This window comes from Clostridium sp. AF35-15, assembly GCF_003477745.1.
In the GTDB taxonomy this organism is placed as follows: Bacteria; Bacillota; Clostridia; order Lachnospirales; family Lachnospiraceae; genus Otoolea; species Otoolea fessa.
Genome location: NZ_QUDY01000003.1, coordinates 199,362 through 224,840, shown reverse-complemented (window position 1 = coordinate 224,840; position 25,479 = coordinate 199,362). Strand labels below are relative to the sequence as shown.

Genomic DNA, 25,479 nt, shown 5'->3' with positions numbered 1-25,479 from the left:
AGATGAGGAAATGTGAAGGAGAAAGACAATGGAGCAAGTACATTTAAAGTACGGAACGTCGGCGGTCGATTTTGAGGTTGACGGAGCGAAGAGTGTAAAATACCTGTATGAAAATAAGATGCGGGTCATTGAAGATATAAAAGCAGAATTTCTGCATTGTGTGACGGATGGTGTGATTGGCACGAAGCCGTTAAAGGAATTGATTGCACCGACCGATCCGGTTACGATCGTGATCAGTGATATGACGCGTTTCTGGATGCGTCAGGACGTGATCTGCGAGCTTCTGGTAAAATATCTGCACGATGAGATGGGCGTGGGATATGACCAGATTGCGGTTGTGGTTGCACTGGGAACACACCGCAAGAATACGGCGGAGGACCGCAGAAAACTTGCAAGCGAGTTTGTCTACGACCATGTAGCGAGCGTGACTGACCATGACTGTGATGCGTCGGATCTGGTATACATCGGTACGACGTCCTTCGGAACGCGTGTATCGGTCAATCCGCTGGCAGTCGGCAGAAAGGTCATCTGCATCGGCGGTACGGTGCACCATCTGATGGCAGGCTACGGCGGCGGAAGAAAGAGCATCGTTCCAGGTATTGCTTCCCGTGAGACGATCCGCATGAACCATGAGCGTGCGTTGGATCCGGAGAAACCGATGACGGATGTGCGTGTCGGCAGCGGTTTGGTGGAGAACAACCCGATCAATCTGGATATGCGCGAGGCAGGTGCCATGGTGCATGTTACGTTCGGTATCAATATCGTGGTAGATACGTCTTCCCGCCACAGCGGTTTATTCTGTGGTGAGTTTGACAAGGCATGGCAGGCAAGCTGCAGTTATGTACAGAAGGGATACGGACTGCCGATCGACTATCAGGCAGATGTCGTAATTGCAAGCTGCGGCGGTTTCCCGAAGGATCTGAATTTTTATCAGTCCACCAAGACGCTGTTTAACGCATCGAGAGCGGTCAAAGAGGGCGGTACACTCATTATGCTGGCGGAATGCCCGGAGGGAAGCGGTTCCAAGGATTTCTTCGACTGGATTAAGCCTTTCTCTAAGGGATGCCTGGATGAGGCACTGCGTGCGTCTTTCACCATCGGTGGCTATATTTTCTACGTAGCCTGCGAGTCCATCCGTCGTTCGAAGACGCTGCTTCTGTCTTCCATGGAGCCGGAGCTGGTTCGGGATATGGGCGTAAGATCGTTTAAAGATATGAAGGATCTGCTGGCAGAGGTAGACTTTAACGGAAAAGATGTATATGTAATTCCGTACGGCGGAAGCGTGCTCCCGCAGACAAAGGAAGCCTACGAGCGTATTTGCCGCGAGGCAGAGGAAAATGGAGGCGCGAAGTAATGAATATTCCGCTGCTAATTGTTATTTTATAGGTGCTTCTGCTGTTTGGCATCAGTATCTATGTGTCTTACAGCCAGAAAAAGGATTCAGAGAACTTCCTTTTATATAAAGGAAAAAATAATGCGTTTGTCGTGGCAGCTAGTATCGCGGGTCTGGCGATCGGCGGCGCTTCGACGATCGGTATCGCGGAGAACGCTTTTACCGTGGGGCTGTCGGCAGGCTGGTATGATACAGCATGGGCGATCGGCGCGGTTGTTTCTTCTATGCTGGCAGTCCGTTACCTGCGTAGAAGCCAGTACACGACCATCAGCGGTCTTGTAAGGGACCTCTATGGCACAAAGACGAAAATAGAAGAGCCAAAAATAGAAGAGTTTAAAGTAAAAAAGAACGTCAAACCCAAGCGAAAAACTTAGAATTTGACGTTCTTTTTGCATATTTATATTCGATTCGATGCTACTCAACCGTCCCGGCGTCTTTGATATAGGAAATGAAACTCTTCTTGATCGAGGTCACGATTTCTTTGCATTGTGTATATTCTTCGCTGTCGCTGGCATACTGCTCGTCGTAGTGCGGATCCAGAATGAAGATCTTGTTGCCGCAGAAGCCTAAGATGGTGCAGCCGTTTAAATCGCGGTAATGCGTGTCCTCAAATGCGAGAATGCGGAAGAGAAGTCCGCCTCCGTTGGCTTCATAGGCTGTTTTTTCATATACCTCGTAGGAATCCCCGCTCGGAACCATGATGAGTCTCGAAAATGCCTGGGATGGAAGTTTGAATGAAAAATCGTCGGTAATTACTTTGGAGCCGGTCAGCTCGATGGAGAGGTTGTCCGGGTCCTCCTGAGAAAAACTCACAACCTGTGCGGAATAATCAGCTGCATAAGACGGCGTCACGTAGAGAGCCGCAGCCAGAGCCGCGCAGAGGAATAATTTTGATTTCATCCTGAGATCTCCTTTTAGTCTGTCTTTTTGTTCCCCTATATAGAAGATAGGCTATGGAATCCATAGCCTATCTTAAACTCCATATAAATTTATTATAGCACAGACGTCTTTAAAAGTCAGCTGGAAATTTTATCCAAAATCATCCAATTCTCGAATCTTTTTTCCCTTCTGACAGGTTCTTCTGTGCGGTGGAAAGCATCAGTTTGATACGATTCAACTGATTGACTTCACTGGCACCCGGATCGTAGTCTACGGCGATGATATTCGCCTCTGGATGGCTGGCGCGCAGTTCCTTGATGACGCCTTTTCCGACGATGTGGTTCGGCAGGCAGCCGAACGGCTGGGTGCAGATGATGTTCGTCGTGCCGCTGTGAATCAGTTCCAGCATCTCGCCGGTCAGGAACCATCCCTCGCCGGTCTGATTGCCGAGGGAAACGTAATGCTTCGCCATCGACGCCAGATCCTGAATCCGTGCAGGCGGAAGGAAATGTGTGCTGCGTTCCAGTTCGCGGCGGCAGGTGCGGCGGAAATACTCCAGCAGGGAGATTCCCATGTTGCACAGGTGTGCGGTGGAACGTTTGCCGCCCAGATTGTCGGCTTTGAAGTTGCTGTTGTAGAAGCAGTAAAGCAGGAAATCAAGCAGATCCGGCATTACAGCCTCGGCACCCTCGGCTTCCAGAAGCTCTACCACGTGGTTGTTTGCTAACGGGGAGAATTTTACCAGGATCTCGCCGACAATGCCAACCCTCGGTTTTTGGACATTGCGTCTTGGAAGTTCGTCGAAGTCATGAACAATACCGCGGATGTTGCGGTTAAACTCTGCCATGGATAAAGAACGTTTCTGCAGTGATTTGATGCAGATTGCTTTCCATTTCTCATGCAGGGCGTTGGCGGAGCCGGCTTTTGCTTCGTATGGGCGGGTCGCATAGAGAACACGCATGAAGAGGTCGCCGTAGACAACCGCCTGCATTGCTTTGGTAAGAAGCGGCAGGGTGATTTTAAAGCCCGGATTCGTCTCCATGCCGTTGGCATTTAACGAGATAACCGGAATCTGCGGCATACCGGCGCGCTCTAAGGCACGGCGGATAAAGCCGATATAGTTGGAAGCACGGCAGCCGCCGCCGGTCTGGCTCATGATAACGGCTGTGTGCTCTAAGTCGTATTTGCCGGAGAGCAGCGCATCCATGATCTGACCAACCACGATCAGGGACGGGTAGCAGGCGTCGTTGTTGACGTACTTAAGTCCTGTGTCGACAGCGGTACGGTCGGAGTTCTGCAGTACCTCCAGGTTGTAACCACAGCTTCGGACTGCCGGTTCGATGAGGTCGAAATGGATCGGCGACATCTGCGGGCAGAGGATTGTGTAGTTTTTCTTCATTTCCTTCGTGAAATAAACACGGCTGTATGCGCTGGAAACGATCGGTTTATGGTAGTGGCGCATCTCGCGCACACGGATTGCGGCGATCAGGGAGCGCACACGGATACGTGCGGCGCCGAGGTTGTTGACCTCGTCGATCTTGAGCAGCGTATAAATTTTGCCGGAGCGGGTCAGAATATCATTGACCTGATCAGTAGTAACTGCGTCCAGACCGCATCCGAAGGAGTTGAGCTGGATCAGATCCAGGTTTGGCTGTGTCTTCACATAGGAAGCTGCCTCGTAGAGGCGGGAGTGGTACATCCACTGGTCGGTGACGATCAGCGGACGGTCAACGCGTCCTAAATGGGAGACGGAGTCCTCGGTCAGCACGGCAAAACCGTAGGAAGTGATGAGTTCCGGAATGCCATGGTTGATCTCCGGATCTACATGGTACGGTCTGCCTGCCAGCACGATGCCGTGGTGTCCGGTTTCTTTTAACCAGGCGATGACTTCCTCGCCCTTCTTTTCCATATCCTGACGGGAGGCGATGAGTTCCTGCCATGCCTTGTGAGCGGCGGCGCGGATCTCTTTCTCCGGGATCGACTGATCCCTGGTAAATTCTTCGACCAGACGTTTTGTCAGGATTTCCTCATTTGTAAATGCCATAAACGGATTCCGGAAATGTACCTTGTGATCCGTCAGGGATTCTACGTTGTTTTTGATGTTTTCCGCGTAGGATGTGACCATCGGGCAGTTGTAGTGATTTCCCGCTTCCGGGGTTTCGTTGCGCTCGTAAGGAACGCACGGATAGAAAATGTAGGTCAGTCCCTGGCGGATCAGCCATTCGATATGACCGTGCGCGAGTTTTGCCGGGTAGCACTCGGATTCGCTCGGGATTGATTCAATACCAAGTTCGTAGATCTGTCTTGTCGATTTCGGGGACAGAACGGTGCGGTACCCCAGTTCCCTGAAGAAGACTGCCCAGAACGGATAGTTTTCATACATATTCAGGACACGTGGGATGCCGACGGTACCGCGCGGCGCCAGATCGGCGGTCAGCGGTTCATAATCGAACATACGGTGGTATTTATAGTCGAATAAGTTCGGAATGTCTTTTTTCTGTTTGTTGCCGCCCAGTCCGCGCTCACAGCGGTTTCCGGTCACGAACTGACGTCCGCCATCGAAACGGTTGATCGTCAGGACGCAGTGGTTTGTACAACCCTGGCAGCGTGCCATCGTCGTCTTGTAGGTCAGGCTTAAGATCTTGTCGATCGGCAGCATCGTGGTCGTCTTGGAAGCATCGTAGCGCTCACGGGCAATCAGAGCCGCGCCGTAGGCACCCATGATACCGGCAATGTCCGGGCGGACTGCCTCACAGCCGGAGATCTTCTCAAAACTGCGGAGAACCGCATCGTTATAGAAGGTACCGCCCTGTACGACCACGTGTTTTCCGAGATCGGAGGCGTTGGTAATCTTGATAACCTTAAACAGGGCGTTTTTGATGACGGAGTAAGCCAGTCCGGCAGAAATATCTGCGACGGAAGCGCCCTCTTTCTGCGCCTGTTTGACGTTAGAGTTCATGAAAACAGTACAGCGGGTACCGAGGTCGGTCGGATTTTTGGCAAAGAGTGCCTCCTTGGCAAAATCCTGTACGCTGTAATTTAAGGATTTAGCAAATGTCTCGATAAAGGAGCCGCAGCCGGACGAACAAGCTTCGTTGAGCTGTACGCTGTCTACGGTGCCGTCCTTGATCTTGATGCATTTCATATCTTGACCGCCGATATCAAGGATGCAGTCTACATCCGGCTCAAATGCCGCCGCTGCGTAGTAGTGGGAGATCGTCTCGACCTCGCCCTCATCCAGCATCAGGGCAGATTTTAAGAGCGCTTCACCGTAACCGGTGGAGCAGGAATAAGCGATCTGTGCTTTCTCAGGAAGCTGGTCGTGGATCTCCTGCATCGCGCGGATCGCCGTCGCCAGCGGGCTGCCGTTGTTGTTGCTGTAGAAGCGGTATAGAAGAGAGCCGTCCTCGCCGACAAGCGCCACCTTGGTTGTGGTGGAACCGGCGTCAATGCCGAGGTAGCAGTTGCCTTCGTAGGTCGCTAAATCACCTTTTTTGACGTCATGACTTGCATGGCGGGTTCTGAATTTTTCATAGTCAGCTTCATCAGTAAAGAGGGGTTCCATCCGCTTTACCTCGAAATCCATCTTGATGCCGTGGGAAAGCCGTTCGATTAGATCGTGCAGGCTGGCAGTTGTCTTCGGATCAGAGTTCATCGCCGCGCCGATCGCCGCAAACAGATGCGAGTGATCCGGGGCAATGATCTGGTCCGCCCCCAGATTCAGGGTGCGGATAAATGCCGCGCGCAGCTCCGAGAGGAAATGAAGCGGTCCACCGAGAAACGCAACATTGCCGCGGATCGGCTTGCCGCATGCCAGACCGCTGATGGTCTGGTTGACAACCGCCTGGAAAATGGAGGCGGACAGATCCTCTTTGGTTGCGCCTTCGTTGATGAGAGGCTGGATATCCGTCTTGGCGAAAACGCCGCAGCGCGCCGCGATCGGATAGATTGCCTTGTAATTTTTCGCGTACTCATTAAGACCGGATGCGTCCGTCTGAAGCAGCGAAGCCATCTGATCAATAAAAGAGCCGGTGCCTCCGGCGCAGATTCCGTTCATACGCTGGTCGATGCCGCCGGTAAAATAAATAATTTTCGCATCCTCGCCGCCAAGCTCGATGGCAACGTCGGTCTGCGGGGCATAATCCTTCAGGGATGTGGCAACCGCCACAACCTCCTGGACAAATGGAATGCCCAGATGCTTAGAAAGTGTTAAACCGCCAGAACCAGTGATGACCGGCTCAACGGTCAGTGCGCCAAGTTTCTCTTCACCCTCACGGAGCAGGTCCGCGAGCGTCTCCTGTATGTTTGCAAAATGACGTTTATAATCGGCGAAAAGAAGCTTACCGCCGTCTTCAATAATAGATACTTTAACCGTTGTGGAACCGATGTCGATTCCTAATTTTTTACAGGAATTCATGTACAATCGGGGCAGTGCCCCTTCCCTCCTTTGTATTACACATGTATTCGGCTATACTTTAACATAGAATAAGGAAGAAAACAATCGGTAGGGTGCGTTAAAAAGATGCTAAAAATGTGCAAAATTTGTTAATATCGCGCATAATGGGAGGAGGGTGTTCCTGTACAAGGAAAGGCATTTTCTGCGTGGAAAATACCGCTTTTTCTGAGTTGGAATGCAGCCGTTACCGATCGCAGGCAGGCACTTTTGGAACCGAATGTGCCGTAAGATAACGTGGTGGAAGCGAGAATATAATTTGACAAAGAATCCGCCGCTCTCTATAATGAAAGGAAAACGGCAAAGGATGTGAATTATGAATTTTTTTAGAAAATTAGAGCGCAAATTCGGCCGGTTTGCGATCCCGAATCTGATGTACTATATCATCATGATGTATGCGGCTGGATTTGTGATGAGCCTGTTTAATCCGTATTTTTACGTGCAGTATCTGGCGCTTGATGCAGCGGCGATCCTGCGGGGACAGGTATGGAGAATCGTGACCTTTCTCGTATGCCCGCCTCAGTCGGGCGTCCTCTTTGCGCTGCTCGCGATGTATCTCTATTATTCGATTGGATCGACGCTGGAGCGCGTGTGGGGAACCTTCCGATTTAATATGTTTTTCTTTATGGGCGTGCTGGGACACATCATTGCGGCATTCCTGGTGTATGGTGTGACCGGCTTTTCGGTGCCGATGTCCCCGTATTACTTAAATGAATCGCTGTTTCTGGCGTTTGCCTGCACTTTCCCGGAGATGCAGTTCCTTCTGATTTTTATTCCGATCCGGGCGAAATACCTCGGAATGATGTATGGAGCGCTTCTGGTCTACAGTTTCTTAACGGGTGGCATTATCGCGAAAATTGAGATTGTTGTTTCGATGCTCAATTTTATCATTTTCTTCCTGATGACGCGTAACTACCGGAAGATCAGCCCGAAAGAGGCGGTCCGCAAGCAGAAGTTCAAAAACGAGATGCAGAAAGCGCAGATTCAGAAAATTTCGCTGACGCATCATAAATGTGCAGTCTGCGGACGCACCGAGAAGGATGATCCGAACCTGGAATTCCGCTATTGTTCGAAGTGTGCGGGAAATCTGGAATATTGCATGGATCATCTGTATACGCATAAACACGTGACCGAAGAAGAATTGAAAGATTCTAAATAGAACCAAGCGGTGGATTGTTTTTTTAGCAGGGGATTTAAATAGGTTGGATGAAGCATACAAAAGAGGTTATAAATGATTCACTGATGGGAAAAATCTCGATAAATGACAGAATATGAGGAGGAATAACGGCATGAAAAAGACAAAGATTGTCTGCACAATGGGACCAAACACCGATAACCGGGAGATTATGAAGGAGTTGGCGTTAAATGGCATGGATGTCGCACGTTTTAACTTTTCGCATGGCGATCATGCGGAGCATAGACATCGTTTGGAGATTCTGGAAAGTGTGCGCGAGGAGCTGGGGATTCCGATCGCATCGCTTCTGGATACCAAGGGACCGGAAATCCGTACCGGCAAATTAAAAGATGGAAAGAAAGTGACGCTGAAAGAGGGCGATCTGTATACTCTGACGACCGAGGAGATTGTGGGGGATGAGACACGCGGCTACATCAACTATGCGGGGCTGGCGGAGGATGTAAAGCCGGGCGACCGCATTTTGATCGATGATGGCCTGATTGAGCTGCACGTGCGGGAGGTCAATGGAACAGACATCGTCTGCCGGATTGAAAATGGCGGCGAGCTGGGCGAGAAGAAGGGTGTCAATGTACCGGGAGTACGGGTCAAGCTTCCGGCGCTGACCGATAAAGATAAGGAAGACATTCGTTTCGGCGTGGATGCAGGCTTTGATTTTGTGGCGGCTTCGTTCGTCCGCAATGCCGATGCGATCCGCGAGATCCGGGAGATTCTGGATGAAAAAGGTTCTGCTATGCAAATTATCGCGAAAATCGAGAATGAAGAAGGAATTGAAAATATTGATTCCATCATTGAGGCGAGCGACGGCATCATGGTAGCCCGGGGCGATATGGGCGTGGAGATACCGGCAGAGAAGGTTCCGCACATTCAGAAGATGATCATCCGCAAGTGTAACTTAGCGTGCAAGGTCGTTATCACGGCGACCCAGATGCTCGATTCAATGATCCGCAACCCGCGACCAACGCGTGCCGAGGTATCGGATGTGGCGAATGCAGTGTATGAGGGAACCGATGCGGTCATGCTGTCCGGCGAGACGGCGATGGGAAGTTACCCGATCGAGGCAGTCCGCATGATGAGCCAGATCGCCGAGGAGTCGGAGAAATATCTGGATTATATGTTCTACCAGAGAAGAAAGGTATCGGCGGAAAATCTTCGAAATATATCTAATACGGTATGTTATTCGTCCGTAGCGACCGCCTCCGATCTGGAAGCGCCGGTCATTGTGGCGCCGAGTGTCAGCGGATTTACGACGAGAATGCTTTCGAAATGGCGTCCGAAAGCATTGATTGCAGGACTTTCCCCGAGCATGACGGCTGTCCGCCAGATGCAGCTCTACTGGGGTGTTAAGCCATTCCATGCAAAACGCGCCGAATCGACGGATGCGCTCTTATTTGCATCGGTGGAATTGCTGAAAGAGAAAGGTATCGTCAAAGAGGGTGAGATTGTGGTTGCAACCGCGGGTGTGGTGACACGTGCCAACCGCCATGAACCGGTAGCTGATACGAATATTATGCGTGTAATGGTGGTAGAGTAGAAACTGGATTCTGCGCCTGAATCTGTGACCGGTTCATAGATGTATCTGGAAAATGATTCAATTTGTCCGGAGTTTGTGTCCTGGCGGAGAAAAGGAGAAAAATACCAGTTACTGTTCACAGGTAGGCACTTTTGGAACCGAAAGTGCCGTAAGAAAACGTGGTGGCAGCAGGAATTTGCCGTATTTAAATGCGAAGCCACGGCAAATTCCGTTACTGGGCACGTATGCGTGAACAGTAACAAATACCGCCCATTTGTGGGCGTTTTTCGGGAAATCAGTTGATAAAACACGGTTTTTGGTGTATAAATAGTAGCAGGACAAAGGAGTCTGGGCGTGCCGGGAGTAGTGTATGTTCCCGGTAGTCCAGACTTTTTAGTTTTATATGTAGATTTTAGTTCGGAGGATGTAAAAGTGGAGAAGAAACCATTTGTAACACGGGAGCAGCTGGAGGAGATCAAGAAAACATACCCGACACCGTTCCACCTGTATGATGAAAAGGGAATCCGCGAGAATGGCGAGCGCCTGATGCGTGCATTTTCCTGGAACAAGGGATTCAGAGAGTATTTTGCTGTAAAGGCAACACCGAACCCATTTGTAATTGATATTTTAAAGAAACTTGGATGCGGCGTGGACTGCTCTTCGCTGACAGAGCTTATGATGGCAAAGGCGATGAAGTACGATGGCGAGAAGATCATGTTCTCCTCCAACGATACACCGCCGGAGGAATTCAAGATGGCTGCCGAGCTGGGCGCGATCATCAACCTTGATGATTTTACGCACATTGATTTCCTGGAGAAGACGATCGGTTATATTCCGGAGACGATCAGCTGCCGTTACAATCCGGGCGGACTGTTCAAGATCAGCAATGATATCATGGACAACCCAGGCGATGCGAAATACGGTATGACAACCGAGCAGTTATTTGAGGCATTCAAGGTGTTGAAAGCAAAAGGTGCGAAACATTTCGGTATCCATGCTTTCCTTGCAAGCAATACGGTTACAAATGAGTATTATCCGATGCTTGCGAAGGTATTATTTGAGGTGGCGGTCAAGCTGAAAGAAGAGACCGGCGCAGATATTAAATTTATCAACCTGTCTGGTGGCGTTGGCATTCCTTACCGCCCGGATCAGGAGCCGAACGATATCTTTGCAATCGGCGAGGGCGTCCGCAAGGTTTATGAGGAAGTTCTGGTTCCGGCTGGCATGGGCGATGTAGCGCTTTATACAGAGATGGGACGTTTCATGCTGGCGCCGTATGGCTGCCTTGTGACAACGGCAATCCATGAGAAACACACCTACAAAGAGTATATCGGTGTGGACGCGTGTGCAGTCAACCTGATGCGCCCGGCGATGTACGGCGCATACCATCACATCACGGTCATGGGAAAAGAGAACGAGCCGTGCGACCACAAATACGATGTAACCGGTTCCCTGTGCGAGAACAATGATAAATTTGCGATTGACCGGATGCTTCCGAAGATTGATATGGGCGATATCCTTGTCATCCATGATACCGGCGCACATGGTTTTTCGATGGGCTACAACTACAACGGAAAGCTGCGTTCGGCTGAACTGCTCCTGAAAGAGGATGGTTCCGTGGAGATGATCCGCCGGGCAGAGACACCGAAGGATTATTTTGCGACCTTTGATTTCTGTGATCTGTTTAAGAATATTTAGTCCATAAAAAATTGAAAAAGAACGGATTCTGTACAAGATGTGACAGAGTCCGTTCTTTTTATGCCATATTTTATCGAAAGCATTGACTTTTTTGTTCTTTCCTCTATACTTATCATATAACGTAATGACATTATATAACATAATGCTGCAAAAAGGAGGAAGTAGTATATGATTAAGAACACGGTGATTAACGCAGAGCTTGGATATGCATTAGCCACGGCCCGCCATAAGGATGCAATTGTGATTTGTGATGCTAATATGCCGATTCCGGATGGCTGCAATGTAATTGATGTGTCACTGATAAGAGGAGTTCCAACCCTTGAACAGACGATGTGCGCAATCATGAACGACCTGGTGGCAGAGCGTTACGAAGTGTTTGAGTTAATGCCCCAGTATAATGATGCTATGTATCAAAAGATTCAGTCGCTGCTGCCGCAGCTGCCTGGCGGAACCATCAGCCAGGATCGCTTAACGGAAACGATGCAGAAGGCCAAAGTCGTAGTGCGTACCGGTGATTTTGGCAGCTGCTGTACGATGGTATTATATTCAGCCTCCGGAATGGATAAATATGTAAAACAATATGACTGTTCTTTTTCACTGGAGAAGTAAGATAGGAGGACCATATGGCAGAAAAAAAATATACCCGGATTGTGGTAGAAGAAAATAATGAGCATGGTTTTGATTCCTATCGCGTACCGGGAATCGTGACAGCCTCCAATGGGGATTTGCTCCTGACCTATGAAGGAAGAAAAGGTGGAGGAAACAGCCGAACTCTGTTTTTAAGAAGATATCGCATGATAGGTGAAACGATAGAGCCAATCGGCGAGCGGGTTACGATGGTTTCTCCCAAAGACGATGAGCTGATTCATAATCCCTTGTTAATAGCAGCAGCGGAGGGAAAGCTCTATTTTTTCTGGTGTCAGGATTATAAGAGATTATTTTTGAAAGAAAGCGATGATAATGGTGTTTCATTTGGAACGGAAAGGGAGTTGACATCCCTGATTGACGGATTCCGGAAAGAATGGCCGGTTACATTGTGGGCGATTGCACCTGGTCATGGAATAAGCAAAAAAGATGGGACACTGATACTTCCATTGTGGCTGAGCCGTGGGGAAAATGCCCATCTCCCAGCTTGTTTTGCATGTCTATCCAGTCAGGATCAAGGAAAAACATGGAGATGCAGCAGTGTAGTTCCGGCGGGAAACGGGGTTGGCGATCCCACAGAAAGCTCCGTGGCAGAACGGAGTGATGGAACACTGCTTGCAACCATGCGCCATGAAATTCCGGGAGTCAGAAGAAGAGCTTTTTGTGAAAGCAAAAAAGAGATAGATGGGGAAGATACTATACGCTGGGGAGAACCCTGGTTAAATCAAGAACTTCCGGATCCAATCTGTGGAGGCGCTCTTTTGTCACTGTCAGATGGGAAGATGGCTTTTGTTAATTGTGCCTATGGAGATGAACCGGCGCTGGAACGGCAGAAACAGGGAGAGTCTGTTCGCTGGAGTCTTGACGCTCGTCAGAAGCTCACGATTCGGCTTAGTAAAGATGATGGTGTTACATGGAACGATGGACTTATGATAGCAGAAGAAGGGGGAGCATCGGATCTTGCAGGAAAGGATGCGATTGCTTGCTTTTACGAGGAAGGCTGGCAGGATGGAAACTGTATTTTTAATCAGAGATTATCGCTGGCGGTTATTCCTTTGGTTTTGTTATGACTGGGGCGGGAAAAGATACATTAGTGAAAGGGAAAAGGAGCTGTACTGTTCTGTTTTTTTCGGCTTATTTTATTTATTATGCGGTCTATTGTGTCTTTTCGAGTTTCATCGTTTTGTTTTTAACAGAGCAGGGCTATAGCGCCACAGTCTGCGGAATTATTACCAGTTTGACATTTTTGGCCAATCTTTTGATGGAACCGGTGGGAGGCTATATAACAGATACATTTCTGCCCACCAGAAGATACCTTTTAGTTTGTATCGGTATCGTATCAATGGTGTGTGCTTTTTGCACAAAATTCATGAACCAGTCATGGCTGCTTCTGCCGGGGCTGGTTCTGGCAGCCGGATTGGCCTATCCCTTTAGTCAGCTGATGGATGCCTGGGTTAATTTAAGTAAGGAAAGTTATCCGGGATTGATATACAGCCGGATTCGTGCCGGTGGTTCCATTGGATTTGCAGTGATGTCAGTGATTGGAGGATTTTATTTCAAACACTGGGGATGGAATCGTTATTTTCAGATGCAGATTCTTTTATTTCTTATGATGATTCCATTTCTCATCCTGCTTCCGGATACCAGGCTTGGCAATCATCGAAAGAAAGGGGAGGCAGAGAAAAGTCTTTCGTTTGTTCAGGCGTTTCAGCAATTGGTAAAAAGCCGTCGTTTTTTGTTTTGTTTAACAATAAGCACTCTTTATTGGTTCAGTCATCGGCCAGTTGGCAGCTTCCTGTCATTGATTATTGCGGAGCGTGGAGGAGATGCGGAATTATTTGGAAATGTTTGTGGAATAGGAGCTGCAGTAGAGTTTTTGAGTCTGCTTTTGTTAGCCTATATTGGAAAAAAGAAAACCTATCCGGCCCTCTGGGGGATGGCAGCAGCTTTGGGCACAAACCTGCTTCGTCCGATTTGCTTTCAGCTTTTTTCGGGTGAGTGGTCTCTTTATCTGGGGCAGATTCTTCAGTCCGTCAGTTTTGCCCTTTATATGAGTGCCAGCGTAGAGTGTTTTGCGGAAACATCGGATGAACGTCTGAAAAGCTTTAGTATTTCCATTGGTCTAACCATCAGCAGTGTGATCGGAACCGTATGTGCAAACATGGCAGGGGGGAAGCTGTGCGATCTGTTTTATCCGGAATTCTTGATTCTCTTTAGCTTTTTGTTGGGAAGCATGAACCTCCTATTTTTTATTCTTGTTTTTTTAAAAGAGAGGCTTGACAATAAAAAGATGCAGTGTTAGAATGAGAGACATCAAAAGATTATATAATGTTATAAGATGAAAGTGGAACTGCTCTCCAACGAAGGAGAGAGTTCCACTTTTTGCGTATAATAACGCAAATGAATCAAAAGTTGGCAAAATTTACAAAAAAGAAAGGAGAAAACCTATGATAATATAAAAAGCGACGATGAAAAATAAATTTATACTTGCAAAATGAATCAAAGTATGGTAAAAATAACATAACGATATATGATGTCTTTGAAGGTATTATAATATAAGGGGATCTGGACGAGTATTTGAATGGATAGGTCGGCCAGAGCAGAGAAAACCAGGAACCCCTTATAGCACATGACATTATATGATAGAAATTAATTTTAAAGGAAGGAGAGTACGTATTCGCAGCAGCGAAGCGCGGCAATTAGAGTATGAAGAAAAGTATCTATTCAATTGGTAAGGCTATGGATAAAGCGAATAGTGTGGTGGAAGTATTTACCGGATACATGATATTCGCTTTTATGGCACTATTGTTCCTTCAGGTATTGATGCGTTTTATATTTAAGCACCCTATATACGGAATTGATGAATGTGTAACAGCGTTGATGATATGGTCCATGTGTCTTGGATGGTGTACCGTTTATTGGGACAATGGTCATGCAGTTCTGGAGTTTATCATGAACCGTATGCCAAAGGCATTTCGCAGAGGAATGTTTACATTTACGAACTTTTTGATTGTTGTGATAAGCTGGGTTTATATTCCGGCATCCTGGCAGCTGTTTCAGATGCAGAAGAAGATGCCTCCCGTTGGAGGACTTCCTATCAGCAAGGGTTATTACTATGCATTGCCGGTTCTGGTGATGGGAGTGATTATGCTGGTAATGTCTGCATATAAGGCAATCGCATTTGTAATTACCGGAGATGAATCCATCTGTGTACCGGTAGAAAAGGAAGGAGGCGGTCTTCTTGACTAATCTGGATCCCTATTTAGCCGTCTATTTTATCACCTTTGTGGTATTAATTCTTCTGGAAGTACCGATTGCATACGCAATGCTGGCTTCAGCGTTTGAATTCATTGTATTTAACCATCAATCATTTGTTATGTTTGCACAGAAAACAGCAAACTCCCTGGCTGATTTCAACATGCTGGCATTACCGGCATTCCTCTTTGTAGGATGCTTTATGAATGAAGTGGGACTAACGGACCGACTATTTGGAATGTTTGAAAAATGGATCGGTCATCTCCCGGGAGGACTTGCACATGCCAATGTATTATCTTCCATGGTATTTGCCGGAATGTCCGGTTCCGCTCTGGCAGATGCCGGAGGACTTGGAACCATTGAGGTAAGTGCGATGTCAAAAGCCGGATACGATCCAGACTTCTCAGTAGCAGTAACGGCAGCATCCGCAGGTATCGGACCGATTATTCCGCCGTCCATCAACTTCGTTGTCTGGGCATTCTTAAGCCAGACCTCCACACTGGCTATGTTCCAGGCTGGTATGGGACCGGGTGTCCTGATGGGCGTGGCCATGATGATCTGGATTCCGATTGCAGTGAAAACCCAGCACATTGCCTGCCCGCGGGCACCGAAGGCATCCTGGGGCGAGCGATTCCACTCTCTGTATACATCACTTCCGGCACTGGGTGGCCCGGCTATCCTGGTACTTGGCATTATGACCGGTATCTTTACTCCTACAGAGTGTTCCGTTGTAGCAGCTATGTATTGCGTCATCCTGGCTATCTGCTTAAAACGTTTCAGCTTTAAGATGCTGACAAAGGCATTAAAGGATACATTAGCCAGCGCGGGTATGTCCATGTGTCTGTGTGCAACCGGTCTTGTATTTAACTGGGTAATTGTAACCAGTGGTCTGATTGGTTTTATGACAACTCTTCTGATGTCCTTAGGAAATAAAATCATCATTCTTTTAGTATTAAATGCAATGTTATTATTCCTGGGCTGCTTTATTGGTTCCATGCAGATTTTGATTATGGTGGCACCGCTTCTTATGAATCTGGCAACGGCTCTTGGTATGAGCTATGTTCAGATGGGTGTTATGGCCGTACTGAATGTAACACTTGGATTAATCACTCCGCCGATGGCACCAGCGTTGTTTGTAACAGCGAAGGCGACCGGTAATAAATTTGAAACTGCACTGAAATATACGGTACAGTTTCTGATCCCGATGTTTATTACACTGATGATTACAACATTCTGGGAGCCGCTGACCATGTTCCTTCCGAGACTGTTAGGATCCATGTAAGAGTAAGAGATTAAGATAGTATAAAGTACACAATTTAAGGAGGAAAGTTTATGAAGAAAAAAATTGCACTTGTCCTGACGGCAGCCATGGCAGTAGGCACATTAGCAGGTTGTGGATCGTCCACTGCACAGACAACCACATCGGAGCAGGCCTCCGCACAGACCACCGATAAGACTGAAGGAGGAGCTGATACAGTAGAAACAAAACCGGCTCCGGCTGGAGCTAAGGTTGTCAAATTCGGTAACTCCGGAGCCATCGGAGAGCCGGCACCGCAGTCCTGTGAAGAGTTCTGTGATCTGGTAAATGATAAGATCGGTGACAGATATTACTTTGAGTTTTATCCCGCAGAGCAGCTTGGCAATGAGACCACGATGCTGGAGAACCTTCAGGTAGGACTGCAGGAGGGCATGATGTGTGCCTTAGATACCCTGGCAACTTATGAATCTGATTTAAACATTCTTTCCATGGCATTTGCATTTAACAATTACGATTCCATGATTAATTACTTAAAGAGTGATGTGGCAGATCCAATCTGGGAGAGCCTGGATAATCAGGGAATTCACGTAGTAAACTTCGAATTCCAGAAGAATCCGCGTATCTTCTTTGCAAACAAAGAGATCAAGAGCCCGAAAGATATGGTTGGCATGAAATATCGTATTCCGAACCTTCCGATCTTTGAGAAAAATGCGAGAGCGATGGGAGCAACACCGGTTGTAGTTGCCTGGTCCGAATATCCATTTGCTTTAATGCAGGGCGTAGTTGACGGTGGTGAGTGTTCGAAAGACTCCTATCGTTCTGCAGGCCTCTATGAGTCTGCAAAATATGTAGCAGATGTGGATTACGCATATCCGGTTGAGCAGATCTGCTTCTCCACTCAGTTCTGGAACAGCTTATCGGAAGAAGATCAGAAAGTAATTTCTGATGCAGCAGCACAGGTAGCTTCTCATCATTCTGAAAGAACTCTCGACAAGTGGGAGGAAGATAAAGAGTGGTTAATTAACGAAGGCGGCGTAACATTCTGTGACATTGATCGCCAGGCATTTATTGATGCAGCAGAACCGTTAGGAAAAGAGCTTCAGGATGAAGGCTTCTTTACAACCAAGGATCTTTATGATCAGACTCGTCAGTTTAATAAATAAGTAAAATTTAAATTAAGAATAATGCTGCCGCTTGGGACAGAACTGCCAGGGAATGGCGGCCTCTTCCAGGCGGCCGCTTTTCGTTTCAAAACAAATTCAATCGATAAAAATACAGGAGGAAACAGAAAATGCTGAAAGTATTAGGTCTTGGAGATAATGTGTGTGATGTATATCTGCATACCGGAACCATGTATCCGGGTGGTCAGGCAGTAAATTTTGCGGTATATGCAAGAATGCTGGGAGCAGAATCGGATTTTATGGGAGTATTTGGAAAGGATGCAGTAGCGGATCACGTGCAGGCATCTTTAGATGCACACGGAGTCGGACACAGTCATTGCCGCATCTATGAAGGAGAAAATGGCTTTGCCAGAGTAACCCTTGTAGATGGAGATCGTGTATTTAAAGGAAGCAATAAAGGTGGTGTTCTGCAGCAGCATCCAATTTATCTGGAAAAAGAGGATTTGGAATATGCGGATGGTTTTAATTTGATTCATACAACCAACAATGGGTTTACCGATGGGCTGCTTCCAGCCCTGCATGGACTTTCTCCCTTGGTAAGCTATGATTTTTCGTATCGCTGGAATGAGGAAGACAGGGTGGAACGTGTATGCCCATATATTGATTTTGCATTTCTATCCTGTAGTGATCTGAATGATGAGGAGACAGAAAAACTGTGCCGGAAGCTGTATGAAAAGGGATGCAGTGTGGTGACAGCTACCCGTGGAAGTAAGGGAGCAACGGTTTTTGATGGGGAGCGGTTTTATTGCCAGCTGCCGGATTATGTCACTCCGGTGGATACCATGGGAGCCGGAGACAGCTTTGCCACTGCTATGCTGATTACCATCTTGAAAAAGCTGGAAACACAACCGGAGGGAAGCTGGAAAAACAGTGAGATAAGGGCAGAGATACTTCCGGAGGCATTGAAAGCGGCAGCTGTATTTTCAGCAGGAACCTGCTTGAAGAATGGTGCCTTTGGAGACGGTGTGCCGGTACCGAAGTCTGAGCATGACCGGATTTACAGAGAATTATAAAAACAAAAATAAAAAAGGAAGTGAGGGTCATGGTGCAGATATCAAAGGAACGATTTGCACTGGGGAGCTATCAGTATCTGCGGTATCCGTTCGAGTACTTTCTGGATACGGCTGTTTTACTGGGAATGCAAAATGTGGAACTCTGGGCAGCAGGTCCGTCCTTCTGTCTGGATACGATGGACGAAGCGCAGCTGAAAGAAAAAGCTGCTCAGATTCGGAGCCGTGAGCTTTCAGTATGCTGTATCACGCCGGAGCAATGCCAGTATCCGGTCAATCTGGCAGCAGAAGATGAAAAAATACGTGAATATAGCATACGCAATTTTGAACGTGCATTTTATGCAGCAGAAATATTGAACTGCCCAAAGGTGTTGGTTTCAGCTGGATGCGGTTATTTCAACAAACCAGTGGAGGATGCGTGGAAGCGGAGCGAAGAGAGCCTGCATCGTTTGTCAGAAAAGGCTCAGAAAATGGGTATTTTACTTGTGCTGGAGACATTGACACCTCTGTCTTCGAACGTGCTGAACACGCCGGAGCAGCAGAAAGAGATGATTTCCCTTATGCCTTCAGGAAGCATGAAGCCTATGCTGGATATAGGACAAATGGTTTATATGGACCAGAAGATAGAACGTTACTTAGCCCATGGAGCAGAATTATCACATATTCATCTCCATGATTCCCACCCGGCGGTTCACATGGCCCTTGGGGATGGGGATCTTCCCATCTGTGAATATCTGGATATTCTTGAATCAGCTGGATATAAGGGAATGTATGCGCTGGAGCAGAATGATCCGAGGTATCGCTCTAATCCAAGGCAGGCAGATATACAGAGCATAAGGTGGCTCAAAAAGCATGGAATTTTTGATTGAAAAAGTATTGACAAATGACGGAAAGAAGAGTATGTTATCAGTAAAGGAGATATGACGTTATATAACAATATAAACTGTATGATGTCAATATCCTGAAAAGTCCGGATGGGTAAACGACCATACCCGGAAGGTGCAGCTTGAAAAATACACTACATAGGAGGAAATACTATGTCATATATGATTGGCGTAGACGTTGGAGGAACGTTTACAGATTTTTCTGTTTTTAATCAGGAAACAGGTGAGTTGTTCAATTACAAGGATAGTTCCACACCGGCGGATCCGTCCAGAGCAATTGTAAAGGGCGTGCAGGATGTATTAGAGATTAAGAAAGCAGCTCCGGAAGAAGTTAGTTATCTGGCACACGGTACAACCGTAGGAACGAACGCATTAATCGAGAAGAAAGGTTGCCGCCTTGGCCTTATTACTACCAAAGGATTTAAGGATCTGATGGAAATCGGAACCCAGAGACGTCCTTCTCTTTACAATCTTCAGGCACAGAAACCGTATCCACTGGTTCCGTCCGGTTTAAACTGTACGGTAACAGAGAGAATCCGTTACGACGGAAGTGTTGAGACTCCGCTGGATGAGAACGAAACAAGAGAGGTCGTTCGATACTTAAAAGCACAGGGTGTGACAGCAATTGCAGTTTGTACTTTGTTCTCATTCATTAATCCGGTTCATGAAGAAAGAATTGAAGAGATCATTCATGAAGAGTTCCCGGAAGCATACGTTACGATTTCCAGTAAACTGGCACCGGAGTTCCGTGAGTTCAGCCGTATGAGTACAACGGTTATGAATAGTTATCTGGGACCGGTTATGGAAAAATATGTAAATAATTTCCGTGATTCCATTGCGAAGCTTGGTATTCAGGTAGAGCCCTATGTAACCCAGTCCAATGGTTCCATCATTTCAATAAAAGAAACCATCGACTGCCCGATTAAGACAGCATTGTCCGGACCGAGTGCCGGTGTTATCGCAGCTGCATATATTGGCAAACAGTGCGAAGCAGACAAGATTATTACCTTTGATATGGGTGGTACCAGCGCAGATATTTCCTTAATTGAAAATTATACACCGCAGGTATCGAATGAGCGTTATGTAGAAGGATATCCGGCCAGAATCCCGATGATTAATATTATTACCATCGGTGCCGGCGGCGGTTCCATTGCAAAGATTGATGAAGGCGGTGCCTTAAAGGTAGGACCTAAGAGTGCGGGTGCAACACCTGGACCGGCCTGCTATATGCGCGGCGGTGAGAATCCTTGCGTAACAGATGCCAATATTGTTCTTGGCAAGCTGAATCAGAAGAAGATTCTTGGCGGCAGAATGTATGTAGATATTGAACTGGCTAAAAACGCTGTCAAGACAAAAATTTGTGATAAATCCAATCTGGATATGAAACGTGCAGCGAACGGTATTATCACAGTCGTAAATTCCAACATGGTTCGTGCAATCCGAAGCGTATCCGTAGAAAAGGGATATGATGTCCGCGAATTTAGCCTGATGGCATTCGGAGGCGCCGGCCCGCTTCATGCATGCGAGGTGGCAAAAGAACTGGGAATGAAGGAAGTATTGATTCCGCCGCATCCAGGTACTCTTTGTAGTCTCGGGCTTCTTCTGGCAGATACAAAATTCGACTTATCCAGAACTAAGATCATGAATGGTGAAGCCGGAAACTTAGATGACATCAATGAGCAGTTTGATAACATGGTAGAGCAGGGAACCGGTCTTCTGGATAAAGAAGGTGTTCCGGCAGACAGACGTTACTTTGAATTTGCCGTTGATATGCGTTATCAGCGTCAGAACTTTGAGATCAGCATTCCGGTTCCGGCAGGAAAGATGACGGAAGAGACTTTGAAGAAAGCACTGGCTGATTTCCATGCAGAGCATAAGAGAAGCTACGGCTATTGCAAAGAAGATGCGATTGTACAGTTTGTAAGTTATCGTGTATCCGCTATCGGCGTTATCGATAAACCGGACCTGAAAGCAGCAGAGCTTCATCCGGAGGCACCGATTCCAGAACCGATCGAAGTTCGTCAGGTTCTGTTCCAGAACAGTGATGAGTATGTTGAAACACCGGTCTATTTAAGAGATAAATTTGTTCCGGGTCAGTCGATTCCTGGTCCGTGCATCTGCGAACAGATGGATACTACGTTAGTGGTTCCGAAAGGATGGGTCATCCACGTAGATGGATATCACAACTTAAAGATTCATGATGAGGAGGCGAAGTAAGATGGCAAAACAGATTGATACCGTAACAGTTGAGGTTGTCCGCAATCTTCTGATGTCCATTGCTGAGGAGACTTATGGAATTATTGTCCGCAGTGCATATTCTACTAATATGAAGGAACGACGCGATGTGTGTACTGCAGTCATTGACCCGGATGGAAATAGTGTTGCCCAGGTGGAAAGTTTAGCAGCACTTTTAGGCTCGATGCTGAGTGTAGTTCCGAATATTTATGAAAAATTCGGAAAGGAAAATGTTCAGCCGGGTGATATGTATATTGCCAATGACCCGTATCATGGCGGCGGCAATCATCTGCCGGATATCGTAATCGCAGCACCGGCCTTCGTGGGAGATAAACTGGTTGGTTGGATTGCCAATATTGCGCATCATTCAGATATCGGCGGTAAGGTACCTGGTTCTACATCCGGAGATGCAGATAGCTTATTCCAGGAAGGTATCCGAATTCCGGTAATCCGTATCCGCCAGAATGGAAAACTGATTCCGAGTGTTATGGATCTTCTTCTTGATAATACCAGAGTTCCACAGGAAAGAGAGGGCGACCTGACCGCACAGATGTCAGCAAACCTGATCGGTGTACAGAGAATTCAGGAAGCTTATGCCCGTTATCAGGATGATTTGATTGAGTGCATGAAAGAGCTGGTAGGCTATTCGGAGCGCCGTGTCCGTGCAGTCGTTGCAGAACTTCCGGATGGAGAATACAGCTATACCGATTATGTGGATGGCTGCGGTGACAAATATCCGGATCCGCTTCCGATTAAAGTGAAAATCACCATTAAGGGTGATGACCTGACAATTGATTTTACAGGAACCGCTGAGCAGATTAAAGCACCGATCAATGTGCCGTACCCTTGTACGAAAGCAGCCGTATTCTTCTCCATTAAGGCATTAATGGGAGATGATATCCCAGCCAATGAGGGAATTAACCGTGCGATTAAGATCATTGCACCGAAGGGCTGTATCGTAAATCCGACAGAGCCAAGTCCGATTGGTGCACAGATTGACTGCCAGCAGCGAATCCCGGATGCAATTTTCGGAGCATTGGCACCAATCTTCCCGGATACCGTAGTAACCGCTGGTAATGGTGCTTGTACAACCACCATTTTAGCAGGCGAAGGCGCAATCGGAACAGACAGTGTGTTTATTTTCCACGAGGTTATTGCCGGAGGCGGCGGTGCTTCGAAGGGATTAGATGGTTTATCTGGTGTTCAGGTAAACATGACCAATACCTCTAATATGCCGATTGAGGCAACCGAGATGGAGTTCACAAAGATTCTTGCCAGAAAATATGAACTGAAGGAAGATACAGGCGGTGCCGGCCAGTTTAGAGGCGGTCTTGGTATCGAGCGTGAGTTAGAGATGATGCAGGATGATGTGGCATATACCGGATTAGGTGATCGTCATAAATTCCATCCATGGGGATTAGATGGCGGTAAAGAAGGCGCTGCCGGTGCATTCTACCGTGTAACTCCGGATGGAACTATCACAAAAATGGGACACAAGACAACCAGTTTTCCGTTAAAGAAGGGCGATATCATCCGGGTTGAAACTCCTGGTGCAGGCGGATATGGTGATCCGATGAAGCGTGAGCCGGAAAAGGTATTAAAGGATGTCATTGAGAAAAAGGTGTCTGTAGAGGCAGCGAAAAAAGATTATGGTGTGGTTGTTGTGTCAGATGGAGTTCATTATCAGGTAGACGAACAGGCAACCAAAGCCCTCAGAGGATAAGATACGGCAAAACGTAAGAAAGAGAGGATTAATTCTATGATTAAAGGTATGCAGGAAGTCATCGATGTGATGACAAAAGCCAAAGCAGATCTGGATAAAAATGGCGGATTAAAACAGGTTATTTTCGTGGCTTGCGGAGGATCCTTTGCATCCTCCTATCCGGCACGGTTTCTGTTAAATCAGGAGAGTTCTCTGCGTGTTCAGGGATATAACAGCAGTGAGTTCGTGAATGCAACTCCGAAGAATGTAGATAAGAATACACTTGTGATTGGAACCTCCACTAAGGCAACGGCAGAAACCGTGGAAGCATTAAAGGTGGCAAAAGAAAAAGGCGCCGTTACGGTTGGTTTATCCGGATATGCAGATTCTCTGACAGCGCAGACGGCTGATTATTATATTACCTACTATCATGCAGATGAGTGGTATAAGGATCCAACCTTGGTTCATTACAACAGCCAGGGCACGGCGTTAAAGATTGCGTTCTGGCTCTTAAAAGAATATGACAATTATGAGGCATATGACAAGGCTCTGGAAGGATTCGAGAAGCTGGAAACAATTTACGGAAAAGCATATACAGATGTACGTGCGGAGGCAGCTAAATTTGCCATGACCTACAAAGATGATACTGTATGGAATGTAATGTCAAGTGGTGCAGCCTGGGAGGTATCCTATTCAGATGCATTCTGCTTCTTTCAGGAGATGCAGACCGTACACTGTGTTCCGATTCATTCCGGTGAATATTTCCATGGTGCTTTTGAAACCTGTGACAAGGATCTTGCCATTCTCCTGTTCAAGAGCATTGGACGTACAAGACCGGTGGATGAGAGAGCAGAGCGCTTCTTAAATCAGTTTGGCGGCCATCATTGGGTTATCGATGCAGAGAAGCTTGGCTTAGGCGAACTGGATGAGAGAGTCGCAGAATACTTCAATTCACTTCTGTTCCATCCGATTTCCAAGCAGTTTATTTCAGCAATGGCAGATGTGAGAATGCATCCGATGACATATCGCCGTTATATGTGGAAATTTGATTATTAATAGTTGATGTAAAAACAAAAACATAATATGAAAGCAGGCCTGCAATCGTGTAGTTATTGTGGGTCTGCTTTTTTCTTTTTTTTATACCGAGTAAAAATAATGCAATTTCTTTGTTAAAATAACGAAAAAAGCTTGTAATGGAACAATACAAATAGTATGATAGTGTATATAACATTATATATCATTTTGACTATATAGATGTAGGGCTCAATTATTATAAAGAATGAAAAGGAGAAGGGTATGGAGATAAATACAAATCCAAACAGCATAGTTCCATTATATGCACAGATTGTGGAGAGTTTGAAACGAGATATTGAGAATGGGGTTTATAATGCAACGGAACGAATTCCGGCAGAGGCAGAGTTAGCAAAACAGTACAATGTGAGCCGGATCACAGTTCGGCGTGCAGTGGATGATCTGGTGAGCCAGGGCCTTGTGGAAAAGAAGCAGGGAAAAGGAACCTTCATCTGCCGACAGAAATTCGCGAAGGATATAAAAAATCTCCAGAGCTTTTCAGAAATGTGCCGTCATATGAATATGAAGCCTGGGGGACAGATGCTTGAAAATAAGCTGGTTCTGGCAGATGACAAGATTCAAAAACAGTTAAATCTGGAACCTGGATCCTATGTAGTTTATATTTCGCGTCTGCGTACAGCGGATGGGGAACCGGTAGCCATTGAGAAGAACTATTTCCCGGTAAAATATTCCTTCCTTCTGGAAAAGCAGTTTAATGATAATTCTCTGTTTGAGTGCCTGCAGGAAGAAGCCAAGGTAAGAGTTGCTTCTTCAGAGAAGCGGATTGAATTATGCCGGGCCACAGCTGAAGAAGCAAAACTGATGAAAGTTAAGAAGGGAACTCCGCTTCTTTATATTAAGAGTGTGACATATACATATGATAGAGAGCCTCTGTATGCAGGAGTACAGCTTTTTAATGGCGAAACCTGTTCTTTTTATGTATGTGAATCAATTGAACAATAAACCTAATATTCATTAATGCAGCAAATCGGATTTTTATTGCATCGAAATGGTGAATCTTAAGAATTTCTTCATAATTTATTTAAAGAGAATACAAACATTTTGGAGATAGGCATGATATACTATAACCATAATAAATGCATGATACAA

Annotated in this window: 19 protein-coding genes; 17 read left to right on the top strand and 2 right to left on the bottom strand. The window is 46.8% G+C overall.

Going from position 1 to position 25,479, the window contains the following annotated elements:
* The first annotated feature begins 28 nt into the window (after positions 1–28).
* A complete protein-coding gene (gene larA, locus DWZ76_RS05335; protein WP_118472099.1) occupies positions 29–1,354 on the top strand; it encodes a nickel-dependent lactate racemase in 1,326 nt (441 codons plus the stop codon).
* Between the two features lie 131 nt (positions 1,355–1,485).
* A complete protein-coding gene (locus tag DWZ76_RS15265) occupies positions 1,486–1,767 on the top strand; it encodes a hypothetical protein (RefSeq protein WP_243017779.1) in 282 nt (93 codons plus the stop codon).
* A 40-nt stretch (positions 1,768–1,807) separates the two neighbouring features.
* Here the strand turns inward: DWZ76_RS15265 and DWZ76_RS05325 are convergent, their stop codons facing one another.
* Together DWZ76_RS05325 and DWZ76_RS05320 are read right to left on the bottom strand one after the other, a co-directional pair.
* Complete coding sequence (locus tag DWZ76_RS05325) at positions 1,808–2,293, bottom strand: hypothetical protein (protein WP_107000334.1); 486 nt, start codon at positions 2,291–2,293, stop codon at positions 1,808–1,810.
* Between the two features lie 139 nt (positions 2,294–2,432).
* Positions 2,433–6,689 (bottom strand): 2-hydroxyacyl-CoA dehydratase, encoded by a 4,257-nt coding sequence (locus DWZ76_RS05320; protein WP_118467895.1) that lies wholly within the window; start codon positions 6,687–6,689, stop codon positions 2,433–2,435.
* Positions 6,690–7,041: 352 nt separating this feature from the next.
* On the opposite strand from DWZ76_RS05320, the gene DWZ76_RS05315 reads away from it, so the two are divergent.
* From DWZ76_RS05315 to DWZ76_RS05245, 15 genes are all read left to right on the top strand, one after another.
* Positions 7,042–7,884, top strand: coding sequence for a hypothetical protein (locus DWZ76_RS05315; protein ID WP_118467897.1), 843 nt, complete (start codon positions 7,042–7,044; stop codon positions 7,882–7,884).
* Positions 7,885–7,996: 112 nt separating this feature from the next.
* Positions 7,997–9,451 carry a pyruvate kinase gene (gene pyk / locus DWZ76_RS05310; protein WP_265104138.1) on the top strand — a complete coding sequence of 485 codons (1,455 nt, stop codon included), beginning with the start codon at positions 7,997–7,999 and terminating at the stop codon, positions 9,449–9,451.
* A 411-nt stretch (positions 9,452–9,862) separates the two neighbouring features.
* Entirely contained in the window at positions 9,863–11,128 is a 1,266-nt protein-coding gene (locus DWZ76_RS05305; RefSeq protein WP_118467901.1) for a diaminopimelate decarboxylase, read from the top strand.
* Positions 11,129–11,296: 168 nt separating this feature from the next.
* On the top strand, positions 11,297–11,737 hold the full coding sequence (locus DWZ76_RS05300; RefSeq protein WP_118472097.1) for an RbsD/FucU domain-containing protein: 441 nt from the start codon (positions 11,297–11,299) through the stop codon (positions 11,735–11,737).
* A gap of 14 nt (positions 11,738–11,751) precedes the next feature.
* Positions 11,752–12,843: a sialidase family protein gene (locus DWZ76_RS05295; protein WP_118472096.1), complete on the top strand. Its 1,092-nt coding sequence runs from the start codon at positions 11,752–11,754 to the stop codon at positions 12,841–12,843.
* 23 nt (positions 12,844–12,866) lie between these two features.
* Positions 12,867–14,075: an MFS transporter gene (locus tag DWZ76_RS05290; protein ID WP_177273245.1), complete on the top strand. Its 1,209-nt coding sequence runs from the start codon at positions 12,867–12,869 to the stop codon at positions 14,073–14,075.
* A gap of 404 nt (positions 14,076–14,479) precedes the next feature.
* Positions 14,480–15,022 (top strand): TRAP transporter small permease subunit, encoded by a 543-nt coding sequence (locus DWZ76_RS05285; RefSeq protein WP_118467909.1) that lies wholly within the window; start codon positions 14,480–14,482, stop codon positions 15,020–15,022.
* Positions 15,015–16,310, top strand: coding sequence for a TRAP transporter large permease (locus DWZ76_RS05280; RefSeq protein ID WP_118467911.1), 1,296 nt, complete (start codon positions 15,015–15,017; stop codon positions 16,308–16,310). Before DWZ76_RS05285 ends, DWZ76_RS05280 begins: the two co-directional genes overlap by 8 nt.
* A 50-nt stretch (positions 16,311–16,360) precedes the next feature.
* Positions 16,361–17,449 (top strand): TRAP transporter substrate-binding protein DctP, encoded by a 1,089-nt coding sequence (dctP, locus tag DWZ76_RS05275; protein WP_118467912.1) that lies wholly within the window; start codon positions 16,361–16,363, stop codon positions 17,447–17,449.
* A gap of 128 nt (positions 17,450–17,577) precedes the next feature.
* A complete protein-coding gene (locus DWZ76_RS05270) occupies positions 17,578–18,480 on the top strand; it encodes a fructoselysine 6-kinase (protein WP_118467914.1) in 903 nt (300 codons plus the stop codon).
* A 29-nt stretch (positions 18,481–18,509) separates the two neighbouring features.
* Positions 18,510–19,346 carry a sugar phosphate isomerase/epimerase family protein gene (locus DWZ76_RS05265; protein ID WP_118467916.1) on the top strand — a complete coding sequence of 279 codons (837 nt, stop codon included), beginning with the start codon at positions 18,510–18,512 and terminating at the stop codon, positions 19,344–19,346.
* A gap of 168 nt (positions 19,347–19,514) precedes the next feature.
* Positions 19,515–21,578: a hydantoinase/oxoprolinase family protein gene (locus DWZ76_RS05260; protein ID WP_118467918.1), complete on the top strand. Its 2,064-nt coding sequence runs from the start codon at positions 19,515–19,517 to the stop codon at positions 21,576–21,578.
* 1 nt (position 21,579) lies between these two features.
* Positions 21,580–23,319, top strand: coding sequence for a hydantoinase B/oxoprolinase family protein (locus DWZ76_RS05255; RefSeq protein WP_118467920.1), 1,740 nt, complete (start codon positions 21,580–21,582; stop codon positions 23,317–23,319).
* 36 nt (positions 23,320–23,355) lie between these two features.
* Complete coding sequence (locus tag DWZ76_RS05250; protein WP_118472095.1) at positions 23,356–24,354, top strand: SIS domain-containing protein; 999 nt, start codon at positions 23,356–23,358, stop codon at positions 24,352–24,354.
* A 240-nt stretch (positions 24,355–24,594) separates the two neighbouring features.
* Complete coding sequence (locus DWZ76_RS05245; protein ID WP_118467923.1) at positions 24,595–25,332, top strand: GntR family transcriptional regulator; 738 nt, start codon at positions 24,595–24,597, stop codon at positions 25,330–25,332.
* Positions 25,333–25,479 lie beyond the last annotated feature (147 nt).